Annotated in this window: 15 protein-coding genes; 1 reads left to right on the forward strand and 14 read right to left on the reverse strand. The window is 72.0% G+C overall.

The window, feature by feature from the left end:
• The first annotated feature begins 20 nt into the window (after positions 1-20).
• Positions 21-464: a MucR family transcriptional regulator gene (locus ACQKQD_RS00270; RefSeq protein WP_091977913.1), complete on the forward strand. Its 444-nt coding sequence runs from the start codon at positions 21-23 to the stop codon at positions 462-464.
• A gap of 51 nt (positions 465-515) precedes the next feature.
• Here the strand turns inward: ACQKQD_RS00270 and ACQKQD_RS00275 are convergent, their stop codons facing one another.
• The 14 genes from ACQKQD_RS00275 to ACQKQD_RS00340 form a co-directional block, all read right to left on the reverse strand.
• Entirely contained in the window at positions 516-1,034 is a 519-nt protein-coding gene (locus ACQKQD_RS00275) for a hypothetical protein (RefSeq protein ID WP_091977912.1), read from the reverse strand.
• 31 nt (positions 1,035-1,065) lie between these two features.
• A complete protein-coding gene (locus ACQKQD_RS00280) occupies positions 1,066-1,602 on the reverse strand; it encodes a hypothetical protein (protein ID WP_427507183.1) in 537 nt (178 codons plus the stop codon).
• Between the two features lie 167 nt (positions 1,603-1,769).
• Positions 1,770-2,708, reverse strand: a complete 939-nt coding sequence (locus ACQKQD_RS00285) for a pirin family protein (RefSeq protein ID WP_427507184.1) — start codon at positions 2,706-2,708, stop codon at positions 1,770-1,772.
• A gap of 135 nt (positions 2,709-2,843) precedes the next feature.
• Positions 2,844-3,875: an aldo/keto reductase gene (locus tag ACQKQD_RS00290; protein WP_427507185.1), complete on the reverse strand. Its 1,032-nt coding sequence runs from the start codon at positions 3,873-3,875 to the stop codon at positions 2,844-2,846.
• A 92-nt stretch (positions 3,876-3,967) separates the two neighbouring features.
• Positions 3,968-4,963 (reverse strand): HlyD family secretion protein, encoded by a 996-nt coding sequence (locus ACQKQD_RS00295; RefSeq protein ID WP_132368007.1) that lies wholly within the window; start codon positions 4,961-4,963, stop codon positions 3,968-3,970.
• A 1-nt stretch (position 4,964) separates the two neighbouring features.
• Positions 4,965-5,189: a DUF1656 domain-containing protein gene (locus ACQKQD_RS00300; protein ID WP_132368008.1), complete on the reverse strand. Its 225-nt coding sequence runs from the start codon at positions 5,187-5,189 to the stop codon at positions 4,965-4,967.
• Entirely contained in the window at positions 5,186-7,042 is a 1,857-nt protein-coding gene (locus tag ACQKQD_RS00305; protein WP_427507186.1) for an FUSC family protein, read from the reverse strand. Before ACQKQD_RS00305 ends, ACQKQD_RS00300 begins: the two co-directional genes overlap by 4 nt.
• Before the next feature lie 47 nt (positions 7,043-7,089).
• Positions 7,090-8,076, reverse strand: coding sequence for a cytochrome d ubiquinol oxidase subunit II (gene cydB / locus ACQKQD_RS00310; protein WP_427507187.1), 987 nt, complete (start codon positions 8,074-8,076; stop codon positions 7,090-7,092).
• A 6-nt stretch (positions 8,077-8,082) separates the two neighbouring features.
• Positions 8,083-9,495: a cytochrome ubiquinol oxidase subunit I gene (locus tag ACQKQD_RS00315; protein ID WP_091676001.1), complete on the reverse strand. Its 1,413-nt coding sequence runs from the start codon at positions 9,493-9,495 to the stop codon at positions 8,083-8,085.
• Between the two features lie 107 nt (positions 9,496-9,602).
• The gene (mqo, locus tag ACQKQD_RS00320; protein ID WP_091676004.1) at positions 9,603-11,114 is read right to left on the reverse strand and encodes a malate dehydrogenase (quinone); all 1,512 of its coding nucleotides are present in this window, start codon (positions 11,112-11,114) and stop codon (positions 9,603-9,605) included.
• Positions 11,115-11,125: 11 nt separating this feature from the next.
• Positions 11,126-11,524 carry a hypothetical protein gene (locus tag ACQKQD_RS00325; RefSeq protein ID WP_020091020.1) on the reverse strand — a complete coding sequence of 133 codons (399 nt, stop codon included), beginning with the start codon at positions 11,522-11,524 and terminating at the stop codon, positions 11,126-11,128.
• Positions 11,525-11,554: 30 nt separating this feature from the next.
• A complete protein-coding gene (gene poxB, locus ACQKQD_RS00330; RefSeq protein ID WP_427507188.1) occupies positions 11,555-13,282 on the reverse strand; it encodes a ubiquinone-dependent pyruvate dehydrogenase in 1,728 nt (575 codons plus the stop codon).
• A 47-nt stretch (positions 13,283-13,329) separates the two neighbouring features.
• Entirely contained in the window at positions 13,330-14,787 is a 1,458-nt protein-coding gene (gene fumC / locus ACQKQD_RS00335) for a class II fumarate hydratase (protein WP_427507189.1), read from the reverse strand.
• 269 nt (positions 14,788-15,056) lie between these two features.
• On the reverse strand, positions 15,057-16,511 hold the full coding sequence (locus ACQKQD_RS00340; protein WP_427507190.1) for a CoA transferase: 1,455 nt from the start codon (positions 16,509-16,511) through the stop codon (positions 15,057-15,059).
• Positions 16,512-16,515: the final 4 nt, after the last annotated feature.

Below are 16,515 nucleotides of genomic sequence, written 5' to 3' on the forward strand. Positions count from 1 at the left end.
CCTTGTCAGGAGCCCATAACGTGTCCGATTCGACCCTCGTCAGCCCCCAATCCAATATCGTGCTGACGGCAGGGCTCGTCGCTGCCTACGTATCGAACAATCGCGTTCCGACTGCCGACCTCCCGACCCTGATCGCGCAGTGTCACGACGCCATCACCGCGCTGGCCACCAACGGGGCGGCGTCGATCGAGGCGGCGGGGGACACGGACGCGCTGCGCGACCGGCCTACCGCCGCGCAGATCCGCAGCTCGATCCGGCCCGACGGCATCGTGAGCTTCATCGACGGGCGCCGCTACAAGACGCTCAAGCGCCATCTCACGGCCCACGGCCTGCACCCGCAGAGCTACCGCGAGCGCTACGGTCTGCCGGCCGATTATCCGATGGTCGCGCAGGAATATGCCGAGCGCCGGTCCGCGCTGGCGCGCTCCATCGGCCTCGGCGTGCCGGGCGAGCGCGCCGCCTGAGCCGACCCGCCTCGGCAGGCCGCGGCTGATTCGTGGCTGGCGCTCCCGGCCTCAGGCGGCCGCGTGCCGTCCGTCGGGCAGCAGATCCCGGCTCGCCTGCTCGATCCGTTTGAGCCAGTCCTCGGCCGCCGCCGCCCGCAGGGTCGCGGCCTCGGCCCGCGCCTGGGCCTCCCGGACGCGCCGGTCGGCTTCCGCCTCGCGTTCGAGGACCTGCCGCGCCGCCTGCGCCCGCGCTTCCTCCAGGAGCGCCCGCAGGGTCCGGATCTCCTGTTGGGCGGCCTCCAGATCCGCGGCCAGCGTCTCGCAGGCGGTCGATTGCTGGTGCAGGCGCTGATCCTGCGCCTGCTTCGCGACGGTCGCGGCCGACAGGGTGTCGAGGATCTGGCTCCAGTCCGCCACCGGCCGCGACGGCGTCTCCGGATCGGGTTCGGGGGACGCTTCGGAACGCGCCGCCGGGCTCGGCGCGTCGGCTGTGCGCGGGCCGTCGGCGATCCCCGGAGCCGGCTCCGTCGGTTCTCCGCGCTCGCGCGCGATGCGGGCGTCGAGCTGGGCCCAGAACGTCGCGTTCATCGCCGGGGCGATTCCGCCGGGCCCGCGCCGGTCACGAAGCCGCCCGCGTCGCGGAAGCCCGAGCGCTGCCCGCCTGGCCGGTCACCTGTCCGCCCGGCTGCATCACGAATTCCGCGTCGATCGTCTCGGCGATGCGCTGGAGCATCTGCTCCGCCGCCGCGGCCCGCTCCTCGGCGGCCGCGGCCCGGTCCTCGGCGGCCTGGATCAGCTTGATCGCCTGCGCGTGGACCTCGTGGGTCTCCCGCTCGGCCGCCAGCACCTGGGCGCGGGCCGCGTCCATGTCGGCGCGCACCTGCCGCAGCAGGTCCTGAACGTGTGTCTCCTGCTCCTGCGCCCGGTCCTCGACGTCCCGGATGTAGCGCGCCGCGCCCTGCACCCGCTCCAGCAGGTCGGGCCACCGCTCGACCGGCGACGGGTTCTGGTTGCGCCCCTGCGCCGAGACGCGCTCGTCCGCGGCGAGCAGGACGAGGTTGCCGGTGCGGATCCGGGTCGTCGGCTCGCGGGCGTCGCGCGCGACGGAATCGATCTGGTCCAGCGCCTCGGCCTTGGGGTGCTTCGTCTGTTCCATCACGCGTCCTGCCGACAGGGTGCAGCGCAAGCCTTCGGTGAGGCATCGGCGTCCGCCTCACACCGACGGAAAATGGTTAACAACTCCTTAATGTTCGCGCTAGGGTTGCGCTGCCGCGGCGATACCCGCGCGACGTCGCGCGCGGGACCGCCGGATCGCGGGCCGTCTCACGGGTAGCGGACGGGCTGCGGGTCCTCCGGCAGCGGGATGAACTCGGCGTCGTTCGGCACGGTGTCGAACCGGCCCTGGCGCCAATCCTCCTTGGCCTGCGCGATCCGCTCGGGCCGGGACGAGACGAAGTTCCACCACAGGTGGCGCGGGCCGTCCATTGGCTCGCCGCCCAGCACCATGAACCGGGCCGATTCCGTGGCGCGCACGCTGATGCGGTCGCCGGGGCGGAACACCAGCAGCTGGCCGGGGCCGAAGCCGTCGCCGGCGATCTCGATGGCGCCCGCGACCGTGTAGATCGCCCGCTCGTCGTAGGTCGGATCGAAGGGCAGGACGGCGCCGGCCTCGAGGGCCACGTCGGCGTAGACCATCGGGCTCGAGGTCCGGACCGGCGAGCGCGCGCCGAAGGCCTCGCCGGCGATCAGCCGGACGGTCTTGCCCTCGCCGGTGAGGACCGGCAGCGCGGCGGCGTCGTAGTGCTCGAAGGCGGGGGCGTTCTCCTCGTCCCGGTCCGTCAGCGCGACCCAGCTCTGGATGCCGAACAGCCGGGAGCCGGTCTGACGCAGCGTCGGGGCGGTGCGTTCCGAGTGCGTGATGCCGCGGCCGGCGGTCATCCAGTTCAGCTCGCCCGGCCGGATCGGCAGCTCCGTGCCGAGGCTGTCGCGGTGCATGATCTCGCCGTCGAACAGGTAGGTGACGGTGGAGAGGCCGATATGCGGGTGCGGCCGCACGTCCATGCCCTGCCCGAGGAGGAATTCCGAGGGGCCCATCTGGTCGAAGAAGATGAAGGGGCCGACCATCCGGCACTCGGTGGAGGGCAGCGCCCGGCGCACCGCGAAGGAGCCGAGATCGCGCGAGCGGGGCACGATCAGGGTCTGGATCGCGTCGCAGCTGAAATGGTCGCCCGGGATCGGGTCATCGGCACTGTGCCAGCTCATCGCCTTGCTCCTCCGCGCGGGGATCGGCCCCCCATCCGCAGGCATCCTGGACCGGGAGCGGCCGGGTTGGAACAGAAACGATCGAAACGCATCGTTTCCGAAAAATCGCCCGATCGTCCCGGCCGGGGCGACGGCCTACCAGGGTGTCGGCTTGGGGTTGCGCTCGTCGAAGCCGCGCTGGTGCCAGTACGGGTAGATCGGGGTCTCCTGGCTCGCCGCGTCGAGCCGGGCGACCTGCTCGGCCGTCAGGGTCCAGCCGAGGGCGCCGAGGTTCTGCTTCAACTGCTCCTCGTTGCGGGCGCCGACCACGATGTTGCAGACGGTCGGCCGGGTCAGCAGCCAGTTGAGCGCCACCTGCGCCACCGTCCTGCCGGTCTCGGCCGCCACGGCGTCGAGGGCGTCGACCACGCCGAACAGGTAGTCGTCGGAGACCGGCGGCCCGCCCTCGGCGCCGCCGGCGGCGATGCGGCCGCTCTGGTTGGCCTGTCCGCGGCGGATCTTGCCGGTGAGGCGGCCCCAGCCCAGCGGGCTCCAGACCATCAGGCCGACGCCCTGGTCGAGGCCGAGCGGCATCAGCTCCCACTCGTAGTGGCGGCCGATCAGCGCGTAGTAGCCCTGGTAGGCGACGTAGCGGGCGAGCCCGTGGCGCTCGGAGGTCGCGAGCGCCTTCATCAGCTGCCAGCCCGAGAAGTTGGAGGCGCCGATATAGCCGATCTTGCCCGCGCGGGTGAGGTCGTCGAGCGCCCGCAGCGTCTCGTCCACGGGGGTGAGGGCGTCGAAGCCGTGCATGAAGTAGACGTCGATATGGTCGGTGCGGAGCCGCTTCAGGCTGGCCTCGCAGGCGCGGATCAGGTGGTAGCGCGAGGAGCCGACCTGGTTCAGCTCGTCGTTGAACCGGAAGGTCGCCTTGGTGGAGATCAGCGCCCGGTCGCGCTTGCCCTTCAGGGCCTGGCCCAGGATCTCCTCCGAGGCGCCGCCCGAGTAGATGTCGGCTGTGTCGAAGAAGTTGACGCCGGAGTCGAGGCAGAGATCGACCATGCGGGTCGCCTCGGCGACGTCCGTCTGCCCCCAGCGCTGGAAGAATTCGTTCGTGCCGCCGAAGGTGCCGGTGCCGAAGCTGAGCACCGGCACGGTGAGGCCGGAGCGTCCGAACTGCCTGTAGTCCATCGGGTCCTCGTCGCGATCGCGGCCGCCGCGCGGCGGCGCGCCTGCCGGATCAACGCGCCGCGCCGCCCGGTTTTCCCGGCCGGCGCGGGCCGTCAGCGCCGCGACTCGACGACCGGCGCCCCGTCGCAGCGCTGGCCGGCGGCCGCGCCCGTGCGCCGGTCGGGCGGCAGGGCGTCCGGCGACCCGGCTGTCTCCGCCAGGATCGCGACGTTCGCCGTCATCCCGGCCGCCAGCACGATCGGGCAGGGCACGTCGTCGAGGTCGATCCGGATCGGCACCCGCTGCGCCAGCCGGACCCAGGTGAAGATCGGGTTGACCGTCGGCAGCCCCTGGACGCCCGGGGCGGCGTCGGCGACGCTGATCCCGCGGCCGAGGCCGGTGACGCGCCCCCGGATCGGACGGTCCGGCCACGCCATCAGCGACACGCGCGCGGCGTCGCCCGCGCCGATGCGCGGGAGCTGCGTCTCCTCGAAATAGCCCTCGATCCAGAAGCTGTCGCCGTTGACCAGCGTCAGCGCCGGCTGTCCCGTGGCGGCGAACCCGCCCTCCTGCAGCAGCAGGTTGGTGACCCAGCCGTTCACGGTCGCCCGCAGGGTTGTGCGCTCCAGGTTGAGCCGCGCCTGCGCCAGCGCGCCCTCCGCCTGGACCACGTCGGCCTGGGCGGCCTGCGCCTGGCCGCTGGTCGTCTGCTTCTGCTGCGGCGTGGTGGCGAGGTCGTCGAGGTCGGCGGTGCGCTGCGCGATCCCCGCGAGGTACCCGGCCCGCGCCCGGGCACTGGCGAGGGCGCCCTCGGCCTGGGTCACGGCGTTCCTGAACGTGCCGGGATCGATCGTGAACAGCACGTCGCCCTTGCGGACGAACTGGTTGTCGCGGACCCGGACCGCCACCACCGTGCCGGAGACCTCGGGCGCCACCTGCACGGTGTAGACGCGCACGCGCCCGTCCCGGGTCCAGGGCGTGTAGGCGTAGTAGAGGAAGGCGAGGTAGGCGAGGCCCACGGCCGCCGCCAGCGCCAGCAGGGTGGCGGCGACGTTGTAGGCGGGCGGCGGCTGCCAGTCGCGCAGCGACGGTCGCGGTTTCAGGGCCATCTCACGGGCCCTGGACGCGCAGGGACAGGATCAGCAGCGCCGTCACGGCGGTCAGGAGGCTGAAGTCGAACAGGGCGCGGTTCCAGACAAGGTGGTTGATGCCGATCCAGTCCAGGATCCAGCGCAGGGCCCAGGTGATCGCCAGGGCGGCGAGCAGGCAGATCACAGCGGGCTCGACGAAGAGCCCCAGCACGTCGACCGCCCGCAATCCGACCACGCCGATCACGCCCGCCCTCCCGGATCGAGGTTCGGCCAGCCCGCGCGGTCGAGATCCGACACGAGGGCGGCCAGCGCCCCGATGCGCTCCGCCTGGAGGGGCAGGGTCGCCCGGTCGGCGAGCGCGCGCAAGGGATCCGGCGCCGTCTCCGGCCCCGCCGGACGGGACGCGGCGAGCCGCGCCCAGACCGCCCCGCCGACGCGGCGGCCCTCCCGATCGTCCGTCTCCCGCAGGGCGAGCAGCAGGAGCCCGATGACGAGCAGGCGTTCGCCGCTCCGGGCCGCCGCGTCGTCCGCGCCGATGAGGGCGAGTCGGCCGAAGCCCCGGGCGAGGTAGCGGTCGAGCGGCGGCAGCAGGAGCGCCGGGTCGAGGGCCGCGCCGCGCACCGACCGGACCAGCCGGCGTCGGGCCCGCAGGCGCAGGGTCGCGGCGCTCACCGGCGGCGGCAGGGCGGCGAACGCGATCGCCGCCACCGCCATGCCGAGCAGCTCGGCCAGCACGGTGTTGAGCGAGTCGGCGAGGTCGTAGGTCATCGGGTTCTTGGGATCGAGCACGCCGAAGACGAAGAACCCGAAGCCGATCCCGTAGATCGCGCGCTTGTCGGCGCGGCCGACCACAGCCAGCATCGCCACCGGCAGCAGCACCGCGGCCAGCAGCGCGAAGCTCCCGGTGGTCGTCAGCAGGGTGTAGCGGACGGTGAGCCCGACCACGCCGGCGAGCAGCGCGCCGACCAGGAAGGCGCGGGATTCCGCCCGCGGGTCGGCATGGGCGGCGAGAAGGACGCAGACGAGGCTCGCCCAGGTCGCGGCGCCGGCCCCGTGCGACCAGCCGGTGACGTACCAGAAGCCGTTGACGAGCAGGACGGCGGCGGCAGTGCGCAGGGCGTTGTCGAAGGCGTGCCAGCCGTCCCAGTCCAGGTCGTTCCACAGGAGCAGGTGCGGGCGGAACGGGACGCGCCGCCGGCCCACGCGCCCGCCGGCCCGCAGGAGCCGCGCCGAGACCCGGACGCGCCCGACCTGCCGGACGGCGATCGCCCCGCCGGCCCCGATCAGGTCGGTCGAGCGCGATCCCGGCCGGTCCGGCAGCAGCGCCCGCAGCAGGCCCGCGGCGAGCACCCGCCGCAGCCGGGGGGCGGCGTTGCGGATGCCGCGGCCGCCGGAGCGCAGGGAGGGCTGCTCGGTGAACGTGTCGGTGACCTCCTCGCCCAGGGTCATGACCGCGGCGATCGGCATCGGGCCGGGCTGCTCGCCCCGCCGCAGGGCGGCCATCCAGGCGTCGCAGGCCTCAGCGGCCGCCTCGAGCCGCCCCGCCAGGGCGCGGCTGACGGCGGGGACGCCCGGCGCCACGAACACGTTCGACGCGTAGGCGCAGCCGATCCCGAGCAGGATCGTCGAGCATCGATCGACGCCGATCTGGAACACCGCCTCCGGGTTCTGCACGTCGGCCAGCGCGATGATCGGCACGGTGAAGCCCATCGAGGCGAAGCCGTAGGCGCGCTGGCCGCTCTCGACGCTGGAGGCCGCGGTGAGCAGGCCCATCCACAGGGCCAGCGCGAGGTCGAAGGCCAGGGTCGCCTGGGCGAAATTGGCCACCAGCACCATCGCGACGGTGACGCCCACCAGCGTGCTGCCGGCGCGCCACAGGCTCTTGCGCAGGGAGGCCGCGCGGGTGGCGAGCGTCACCGAGATGACCGTCCAGCCGGCCCAGTGCGGCAGCGCCAGCTCGAGCCACATGGCGAGCCAGACCGCCGCGATGGCGGTGAGCGCGATGCGCACGGCCTCGGCCGCCTCGCGCGGCCACCACGCCGCGAGGCGCTGCAGGAGGCCCGGCGCGTCCTCGGAGAGAGCGACCTCACCGGCCATCGCGCGGCCTCGCCGGCCGGGGCGGGTCCGGGAACCCGGCTGCAGGCTCAGTCATAGTGCTCGGCGATGTCGACCTTCCCCTTGAACACCCGGTAGACCACCAGGGTGTAGATCAGGGTGATCGGCAGGACCACGATCCCCGCGCCCCAGAACATGAAGGACAGGCTCGCCTCCGGCGCCGCCGCCTCGGTCACCGTCACGCTGAACGGCACCATGTAGGGCAGGAACGAGGCGGCGAGCGTCGCGAAGGCGGCGGCGAAGATCAGCGCCACCAGCGGGAAGGGCAGGGCATCGATCCGGCGCCGCGCCGCGTAGAGGAGCCCGGCGCAGGCCGCGGCCCCCACGAGCGGCAGGACCAGCATCTCGGGCCGCTCGACCCAGCGGTGCAGCACCCGCAGGTTCATCGCCAGCGCGTACGCGAAGGCCGCGCCGAGGAAGACCAGGACGCCCAGCAGGAGCCGCGGCAGCAGCCGGAAGCCGAGGTCGCGCACGTCGGACTCGGTCTTGCCGCACAGCCACGCGGCGCCGAGCAGCGCGTAGCCGAGGCACAGGCCGAGCCCGCAGAGCAGCGAGAACGGCGTGAGCCACGTGAACGCCCCGCCGGCGTAGAGCCCGTCGCGCACCGGCAGCTCCTGAACGAGCGCCCCGACCGTCACGCCCTGCACGAAGGCCGCGCAGTAGGAACCGCCGACGAAGCCCGCGTCCCAGACCCGCCGCAGCCGCCGGGACTTGTAGCGGAACTCGAAGGCGACGCCGCGCAGGATCAGGGCCGCGAGCATCAGGAGGAGCGGCAGGTAGAAGGCCGAGAGCAGCAGCGCGTAGACCGTCGGGAAGGCGCCGAACAGGATCGTGGCGGCGAGCACCAGCCAGGTCTCGTTGCCGTCCCAGACCGGGGCGATCGCCTGCATCATGTGCCGGCGCGCCGTCTCGTCCGGGGCGATCCCGAACAGCATGCCGACGCCGAGGTCGAACCCGTCGAGCAGCACGTAGAGCATCAGGGTGAGGGCGAGGGCGGCGGCCCAGAATTCGATCACGGCCGCTCACTCCGCCGGATTGCTGCTGGGGGTGCCGGGACTGTCGCCCGGCACGGCGAGCGGCCGCTTGGGGTTGGCGGCGCTCCCCGCACGGGCCGGGGTCGGCAGGATGCCGGCCTTGAGCATGCGGTAGATGTAGACGGTGCCGGCCGCGAAGATCAGCGCGTAGACCGCGCCGAACACGGCGAGGGAGGTCGCAACCTGCGGCGCGGCCAGGAACGGCGTCGCCGCGTCGGCGGTGCGCAGCTGGCCGTAGACCGTCCAGGGCTGGCGCCCGACCTCGGCGGTGAACCATCCGGTCAGCGTCGCCACGAAGCCGAGCGGGAACGACAGGAAGATCGCCCATTGCAGCCAGCGCGCCCGCTCCAGCCGCCCGGTGGCGTAGAAGGCCATCCCGCCCCAGGCCAGCGCCAGCATCAGCAGCCCGCAGCCGACCATGATGCGGAAGGCGAAGAAAGGGATCAGCACCGGCGGCCGGTCGGCCTTGGGAATGTCCTTGATGCCGATCACCTTGCCGGTGAGGGTGCCGTCGTCGATCAGGCTGCCGATCGGGGCGGGCAGCGCGATGACGAAGTGGTTCTTCTCCTGCGCCTCGTCGGGCCACGCGAACAGGATCTCGCCGGCCGGTGCTTGGCTCTCCCAGTGGCCCTCGATCGCGGCGATCTTCGAGGGCTGGTGCTTGACGACGTAGTCGCCGGTGAGGTGGCCGAAGAACAGCTGCAGCGGCACCAGGATCGCGGCGAGGCCGAGCCCCATCCGGATCATGGCGCGGGCCTCGATCCGGTCGCTGCCGCGCAGCATGTACCACGCCCCCGTCGCGGCCACGCAGAAGCTGGTGGTGACGTAGGCGGCCAGGACCATGTGGGGGAAGCGGACCCAGACGACCCCGTTGAAGATGATCGCCCACCAGTCCGTCGGCACGAACACGCCGTCCGGGCGCTGGGCGAAGCCGGTCGGGTACTGCATCCACGAATTGTTCACGAGGATCCAGAAGGACGACAGGCTGGTGCCGAGGCAGACCATCAGGCAGGCGAACAGGTAGAACCAGCGCGGCACCCGCCTGCGGCCGAACATCAGCACCCCGAAGAACGAGGCCTCGAGCGCGAAGGCCGTGAAGCTCTCGTAGCCGAGGAGCGGCCCCTGGATCGGGCCGGTGCGGCGGGCGAGCTCGCTCCAGTTGGTGCCGAACTGGAACGCCATGACGATGCCGGAGACCACGCCGAGCCCGAAGGCGACGGCGAAGATCTTGAGCCAGAAGTCGAACAGGCGGTCGTAGACCGGCTCGCGCGCGATCATCGCCCGCGCCTGCAGGAAGGCGAGCCAGGCCGCCAGCCCGACCGTGAAGGCCGGGAAGATGATGTGGAACGACACCGTGAAGGCGAACTGGATGCGCGAGAGCATCAGGGCGGAGATGTCCATCGTTCCTCTCTCCGGCCGAAGCTCGCCGGTCCGCCGCCGCGGGCCGGGCGCGTCGCACCCTCAGATGTCCGCCGGCGGGGCGCGGGGAACCGCGCCTCGCGAACCTGTCAGACGTTGTCGATCCTCAGGACCGGCGCCGTCTCGGCCCGGGTGCGGCGGCAGGCCTCGGCGTCCCGCTTGAGGTCGATGCCGTAGGTCGGGATCACCGCCTTGAGGCGGGGCAGCCAGGCATCCGGCGTGAGCCGGTCGGCGAAGCACTTCTCCAGGACCTCGACCGCGATGAAGGCCGCCGTCGAGGCGCCGGGCGAGGCGCCGAGCAGCGCGCAGATCGAGTTGTCGGCCGCGGCCACCAGCTCCGTGCCGAATTCGAGGTAGCCTTCCTCCAGCGGGTTCGCCTTGCCGGTCGGCTTGATCGTCTGCACCCGCTGGCCGGCCACCGCCGAGGTCCAGTCCTGCTTCAGCGCCTTGGGGAAGAAGTCCTTGAGGGTCGCGAACTGGTGGTCGGAGCTCTGGAGCACCTGGCCCACGAGGTACTCGGTGAGCGCGACGTTGTCCTTGGCGACGTCCAGCAGCGGCACGATGTTGTGCGGTGTCAGCGCGGTGAACAGGTCGGTGAGCGACCCGTGCTTCAGGAAGCGCGACGAGAAGCCCGCGTAGGGCCCGAACAGCAGCGAGCGCTTGCCGCCGATGATGCGGGTGTCGAGGTGGGGCACCGACATCGGCGGCGAGCCGGAGGCGGCCTTGCCGTAGACCTTGGCGTGGTGGCGCGCGCTGACCGCGTCGACGTCGCAGCGCAGCCAGATCCCCGAGACCGGGAAGCCGCCGTAGCCGCGCCCCTCCGGGATCTTCGAGGCCTGCAGCAGCGGCAGCGAGCCGCCGCCCGCGCCGATGAACACGAACTTGGCCGTCACGGTCTGGCGCGTGCCGTCGTAGGTGTCCTCGACGGTCACGGCCCAGCGGCCGTCGTCGACCCGGTCCAGGGCGACGACCTTGCGGTTGTAGTGGACGGCGAAGCCGGGCTGCGCCGCGAGTTGCTTGACCAGCAGGTGCGTCAGGGCGCCGTAATCGACGTCCGTCCCGGTGACGATCCGGGTGGCGGCGATCGGCTCGCCGGGATCGCGGCCCTCGATGATCAGCGGCGCCCAGCCGGCGATGACCTGCGGGTCCTCGCTGTACTCCATGCCATGATAGCAGTGGTGCGCCGACATCGCGGCGTAGCGCGCCTTGAGGAAGGCGACGTTCTCGGCCCCCCAGACGAAGCTCATGTGCGGGCAGGGATGGATGAAGGCGCGGGGGTCCGGGATCGCGCCCTTCCTCACCAGATGCGCCCAGAGCTGGCGCGAGATGTCGAACTCGGTGTTCACCTCCAGGGCCTTGGCGATGTCGACGCTGCCGTCGGGGCGCTGGGGCGTGTAGTTCAGCTCGCAATTGGCCGCGTGGCCGGTGCCGGCGTTGTTCCAGCCCTCCGAGCTCTCCTGCGCGCAGTCGTGCAGCGTCTCGAACATCGCGATCCTGAGCGACGGCTCCAGCTCCTTCAGCATCGTGCCGAAGGTCGCGCTCATGATCCCGGCGCCGATCAGCACCACGTCGGGAGCGTCGTCGAAGCTCATGGCGGCCATCGGGCCCCTCCTCAGGCGGTCTTGTTCGGGACGAAGGGGAGCCGGGCCTCGGCGCCGGGGGCGAGGATCACGTAGGCCCGGCACCAGGGCTCGTCGTCGACGAGGCGCCAGGAATGGCCGGAGCCGGCCGTGTCCTCGGCGATGAGGATGTCACCGGGGCGGATCGTGAAGTGCGCGCCGGCCCTCGTCTGGAAGTCGAGGGTGCCGCGCAGGGTGATGACGAACTGCCGGGTCGGCGCCGCGTGCCACGCGTAGGTCCCGCCGGCCTGGGTCTCGCGGAAGGAGATCGAGACCACGTCGGTCGTGCCGCTGAGGATGTCGCCGCGCTCGCCGTGGGGCAGGTCGATGACGCCTTCCTCGAAGTAGGAATTGTCGTCGTCACCGGTCCAGATGCGTACGCAGCGGATCATCGGGCAGAGCTCCGGCTTCGGAAGGGCGCCTCAGCGCCAGAGGTTGGTCTTGGCGAGGTCGATGATCTCGGTGCCGCGCCCGTCGATGACCGCCCGGGCGAGCCACATCCCGAAGCCCGTCACCTGCTCGAGGCCGACCTTCGGCGGCATCGACAGCTCCTGGCGGGCCGAGACGACGTCGAGCAGCGCCGGGCCGTCATGGGCGAGCATCGCGGCCATCGCGTCCGGCAGCGCGGCCGGGTCCTCCACGCGCCGGGCGAAGATGCCGGCCCCGCTCGCCATGGCGGCGAAGTCCGGGTTCACCAGCTCGACGCCGGTCTCGAGGAAGCCCGCCGCCTTCATCTCCATCTCGACGAAGCCCAGGGTGCCGTTGTTCAGCACCACGACCTTCACCGGCAGCTTGTGCTGGTTGAGGGTCAGCAGGTCGCCCATCAGCATGGCGAAGCCGCCGTCGCCGGAGAACGAGATGATCTGCCGCCCGGGATAGGCCGCCTGCGCGCCGATCGCCTGCGGCAGGGCGTTGGCCATCGAGCCGTGGTTCAGCGAGCCGATCAGCCGGCGCTTGCCGTTCATGGCGAGGTAGCGCGCCGCCCAGATCGTCGGCGTGCCGACGTCGAAGGTGAAGACCGCGTCCTCGGAGGCCGCCTCGCTGAGCGTCCGGGCGACGTATTGCGGGTGGATCTTGCCGCCGGGCTTGCCCACCGCCAGCGCGTCGAGCCCGGCGCGGGCCTTGCGGTAATGGGCGAGGCTGTCGTCGAGATGTGCCCGGTCGGTCTTGGCCTGCAGCTTCGGGAGCAGCGCCGCGATCGTCTCCCCGACGTCGCCGATCAGGCCGAGATCGATCCGGCAGTGGCGCCCGAGGCTCCCGGCCCGCAGGTCGACTTGCGCGACCTTGGCGTCGTCCGGGTAGAACTGGCGGTAGGGGAAGCCGGTGCCGAGCAGCAGCAGGGTGTCGCAGTCGAGCATCGCCCGGTAGCCCGACGAGAAACCGATCAGGCCGGTCATGCCGACGTCGTAGGGATTGTCCCACTCGACGTGCTCCTTGCCGCCGAGCGCGTGGACGACAGGCGCCTTCAGCGCCTCGGCGAGCTGCAGCAGCTCCGCGTGGGCGCCGGCGCAGCCGCGGCCGCAGAACAGGGTCACGCGCCCGGCCGCGTTGAGCATCCCGGCGAGCGCGTCGAGGTCGGCCTCGCGCGGGCGCACCACGGGCGGGGGCGGCACCAGGGCGGCGGAGAGTTCGGGCGCGTTCCCCGGCATGGCCATGAGGCCGACATCGCCGGGGATCACCACGACGGCGACCCCGCGCTCGGCGATGGCGACGCGCATCGCGGTCTCGATCACGCCGGGCAGCTGGGCCGGCGAGGAGACCAGCTCGCAGTAGTGGCTGCATTCCTGGAACAGGTTCTGCGGGTGCGTCTCCTGGAAGTAGCCCCGGCCGATCTCCGCCGAGGGGATCTGGGCCGCGATGGCCAGCACGGGCACGCGGGAGCGGTGCGCGTCGAACAGGCCGTTGATCAGGTGCAGGTTGCCCGGCCCGCAGGAGCCGGCGCAGACCGCGAGTTCGCCGGTCAGGTGCGCCTCGGCGCCGGCCGCGAAGGCGGCGCTCTCCTCGTGGCGCGTGTGGATCCAGGCGATCGAGCCGTCCTGGCGCAGGGCCTCGGTCAGGCCGTTGAGGCTGTCACCGACCACGCCGTAGATGCGCTTCACGCCGGCCTGCGCCAGCGCCCGGACGAACAGATCGGCGACCTTCGTGCTCATGGTATCTCGCTCAGCTGAGGGGGGCGGACGGACGGTCCCGGCGCGCTTCAGGCGCCGGCCAGCCCGTGGCCGATCATCGTCCTGGGATCGCACACCGCGTCGAAGCGCTCGGCCGGGACGCCCTCGGCCAGGGCGGCCGCGCGCAGGGTCGTGCCCTCGTCGTTGGCGCGGTGGGCGATCTTCGAGGCGAGGTCGTAGCCGATCACCGGCGACAGGGCCGTGACCAGCATCAGCGACTGGTTCACGGTCTCGTCGATCCGCCTCCGGTTGAGTTCGGTGCCCGCGACCGAGTAGGTCCGGAACTTCTCGCAGGCGTCGCCCAGCACGCGGATCGAATGCAGCGTGTTGTTGATGATGATCGGGCGCATCGCGTTGAGCTCGAAGTTGCCCTGCGAGCCCGCGAAGGCGACCGCGTTGTCCTCGCCGATCACCTGGATGCAGACCATCACCAGGGCCTCGCACTGGGTCGGGTTGACCTTGCCGGGCATGATCGAGGAGCCCGGCTCGTTGGCGGGCAGCAGCAGTTCGCCGAGGCCGCAGCGGGGCCCCGAGGCGAGCCAGCGCATGTCGTTGGCGATTTTCATCAGTGCGACTGCGAGCCCGCGCACCGCCGCCATAGCGGCGACCGTGGCGTCCAGCGACCCCTGCGCGGCGAACTTGTTGGGCGCCGTGACGAACGGCTTGCCGGTGAGATCGGCGATCTTGGCGGCGATCTCCGCGCTGAACCCTTCCGGGGCGTTGAGGCCGGTGCCGACCGCGGTGCCGCCGGCCGCCAGCTTGTACAGCCCGGCGCGCGACGCCTCGACGAGGGCCAGCGCGTCGCGCATCTGCGCCACGTAGCCCGACCATTCCTGGCCGACGGTGAGAGGCGTCGCGTCCTGCAGGTGGGTCCGGCCGGTCTTGACCACGTCCATCCAGGCCCGCGCCTTGGCGTCGATCGCGTCGGCCAGCGCCCGCGCCTTGGGGAGCAGGACCTCGTCGAGTTCGAGCACCGTGGCGACGTGCATCGCGGTCGGGAAGGTGTCGTTCGACGACTGGCCCATGTTGACGTGGTCGTTCGGGTGGACCGGGCTCTTGGAGCCGAGCACACCGCCGAGGAGCTGGATCGCGCGGTTCGACAGCACCTCGTTGACGTTCATGTTGGACTGGGTGCCGGAGCCGGTCTGCCAGACGTAGAGCGGATAGTGCGCGTCGAGCTTGCCCGCGATCGTCTCGTCGGCGGCCTGGACGATGGCCTGCGCGCGCCAGTCCTCCAGGCGGCCGGCGGCGGCGTTGACCAGGGCGGCGGCCTTCTTGACGTAACCGTAGGCGTGGTAGACCCGCTTGGGCATGCGATCGTCGCCGATCGAGAAGTGCTGGAGCGAGCGCTGCGTCTGCGCGCCCCAGTAGCGGTCCGCCGGCACGTCGATCCCGCCCATCGAGTCCGTCTCGTGCCGCATCCCGGTGGCGGCGATGCCGATCGGAACGTCGCGCAGGATGGGGTGGCCCGGGGCAGACTCGTTCATCGTCATCCTTCTCGGTGTCGGACCGTCTGGCACAGTGCGAGACGGGTTCGGCGAACCGGGTGCGCTTTGACGTAAACGGTGGTATTATTTTCGGTCTTCGGTCGATATGTGCAGATTTTAAGAAAGCTGACTATTAAATCTTCACTTAAACCTAGTATTAAAAACGCCGACAAAACGCATTACAGATCATGAATGCGAATTGCCAGATAACATAGATCGGTGTCAAGCGTTCCGCCGCGCGGAGGCTGCAAAAACATTCCCGCGATTGGTCAATTTATAGCGCTTCTGCTCCCCGGAGCGTCTTTCGAGCCGGACAAGCGCGCGCTGCCGAAATGTCTGACTTGTGCGGCCTCCGTCGTGCCGAGATCGCAGGCCGGGCGATCCCACCGCAGCGGCGCGCCCTCGATCCGCACGGGCGCGTGCAGCCGGAGGGCAGGTCCCCACGCCGTGTCCTCGATCTCCGGGGCGTAATCCGCGTCCCGATATCCGCCGAAGGCGGGCCCCGGCGCGCTGCCGGGATGGTCCGTGAGCAGGCGCGCGGTCCGGGCCAGAGAGAGCCGCGCGGTGACGGCGTGCCCGTCGCGCTGCCGGGCGATCAGGCCTCGCACGGCCGCCGCCGCCATCAGGTAGCCGGTGGCGTGGTCGAGCGCCTGGACGGGCAGCGGCACCGGCCGGTCGGCCTGTTTCCACCGCTGCCCGGCCGCCGCGATGCCCGTCGCCATCTGGACGAGGCTGTCGAAGCCGCGCCGTCCGGCCCAGGGTCCGGTCCAGCCGTAGGCGCAGAGCGCGACGTCGATCAGGTCCGGGTTGAGTGCCCGGCGTCGCGCCGCGCCGTAGCCGAGCCGCTCCAGGGCGTCCGGGCGGTACCCGTGCACGAGAATGTCGGCCTCGGCGAGCAGGGTCTCGAAGTGCCGGCGGTCGTCGACCTGCCGGAGGTCGAGGCGCGTGCAGACCTTGCCCAGGGTGACGTCGGGCGCCAGGGACGGTTCGTCCCAGCCGGGCGGGTCGATCCGCAGGACGTCGGCCCCGAGGCCGGCCAGGACGCGCGTGGCCACCGGCCCGGCCAGGATGCGGGTCAGGTCGAGGACCCGGATCTCCGCGAGGGGACGGGTCGGGTCCGGGCGCCACGGCACCCGGTGCTGGACGGGACGTTCCGCGAGCGCCACGAGGGGCTCGGCCCGGACCGCCCGGCCCTGGTCCAGGCCTTCCCAATCGTCCGGACCGCGCATCGCCGCCGCGCAGCCGCCGGCGCGCAGGATCGCCCCTTCCAGGTCCTCGGCCGCCGTGCGGGCCACGGCGGCCGCCACCGCCTCCCGCTCGCCCGGACAGTCGAGAACCGCCAGGGCGGCGGCGCGGTGACGGGGCGCGTTGGTGTGCAGCCGGATCCAGCCATCCGCCGCCCGGTAGTCCCCGGCGATCGGGTCCCAGGCGGCCGGCAGCGTCCAGCCCTGCGGCCGCACCGAGGTGCCGAACCACGCTGAGGCCAGGTGCCGGTCGACCGTGACGGCGGGCGCGGGGCCGGACAGGCCGAGGAGTTCGGAGACGGCGAGGCCGGCGGCGCCGATCGACGCCGTCGCCAGCGCGGTGACCGGGAAGCAGGAGGGCAGGCTCCCGGTGCCGGTCACCGCCAGCCGGTCCCCGGCCTCGGGCGGCAGCGCCAGGGCGGCCAGCGCCTCCGCGAGGATCGGCGCCAGGGCGTCGTGGTCGGCGTGTCGTTCGCGCATGGTC

The organism is Methylobacterium sp. NPDC080182 (genome assembly GCF_050281105.1).
GTDB lineage: Bacteria > Pseudomonadota > Alphaproteobacteria > Rhizobiales > Beijerinckiaceae > Methylobacterium.

What these genes read in the sequence shown, in the direction of transcription:
- ACQKQD_RS00275 (WP_091977912.1), bottom strand. Translation starts at nt 1,034, where the DNA reads ATGAACGCGACGTTCTGGGCCCAGCTCGACGCCCGCATCGCGCGCGAG.
- ACQKQD_RS00280 (WP_427507183.1), bottom strand. Translation starts at nt 1,602, where the DNA reads ATGGAACAGACGAAGCACCCCAAGGCCGAGGCGCTGGACCAGATCGAT.
- ACQKQD_RS00285 (WP_427507184.1), bottom strand. Translation starts at nt 2,708, where the DNA reads ATGAGCTGGCACAGTGCCGATGACCCGATCCCGGGCGACCATTTCAGC.
- ACQKQD_RS00290 (WP_427507185.1), bottom strand. Translation starts at nt 3,875, where the DNA reads ATGGACTACAGGCAGTTCGGACGCTCCGGCCTCACCGTGCCGGTGCTC.
- ACQKQD_RS00295 (WP_132368007.1), bottom strand. Translation starts at nt 4,963, where the DNA reads ATGGCCCTGAAACCGCGACCGTCGCTGCGCGACTGGCAGCCGCCGCCC.
- ACQKQD_RS00305 (WP_427507186.1), bottom strand. Translation starts at nt 7,042, where the DNA reads ATGGCCGGTGAGGTCGCTCTCTCCGAGGACGCGCCGGGCCTCCTGCAG.
- ACQKQD_RS00315 (WP_091676001.1), bottom strand. Translation starts at nt 9,495, where the DNA reads ATGGACATCTCCGCCCTGATGCTCTCGCGCATCCAGTTCGCCTTCACG.
- mqo (WP_091676004.1), bottom strand. Translation starts at nt 11,114, where the DNA reads ATGGCCGCCATGAGCTTCGACGACGCTCCCGACGTGGTGCTGATCGGC.
- ACQKQD_RS00325 (WP_020091020.1), bottom strand. Translation starts at nt 11,524, where the DNA reads ATGATCCGCTGCGTACGCATCTGGACCGGTGACGACGACAATTCCTAC.
- poxB (WP_427507188.1), bottom strand. Translation starts at nt 13,282, where the DNA reads ATGAGCACGAAGGTCGCCGATCTGTTCGTCCGGGCGCTGGCGCAGGCC.
- fumC (WP_427507189.1), bottom strand. Translation starts at nt 14,787, where the DNA reads ATGAACGAGTCTGCCCCGGGCCACCCCATCCTGCGCGACGTTCCGATC.
- ACQKQD_RS00340 (WP_427507190.1), bottom strand. Translation starts at nt 16,511, where the DNA reads ATGCGCGAACGACACGCCGACCACGACGCCCTGGCGCCGATCCTCGCG.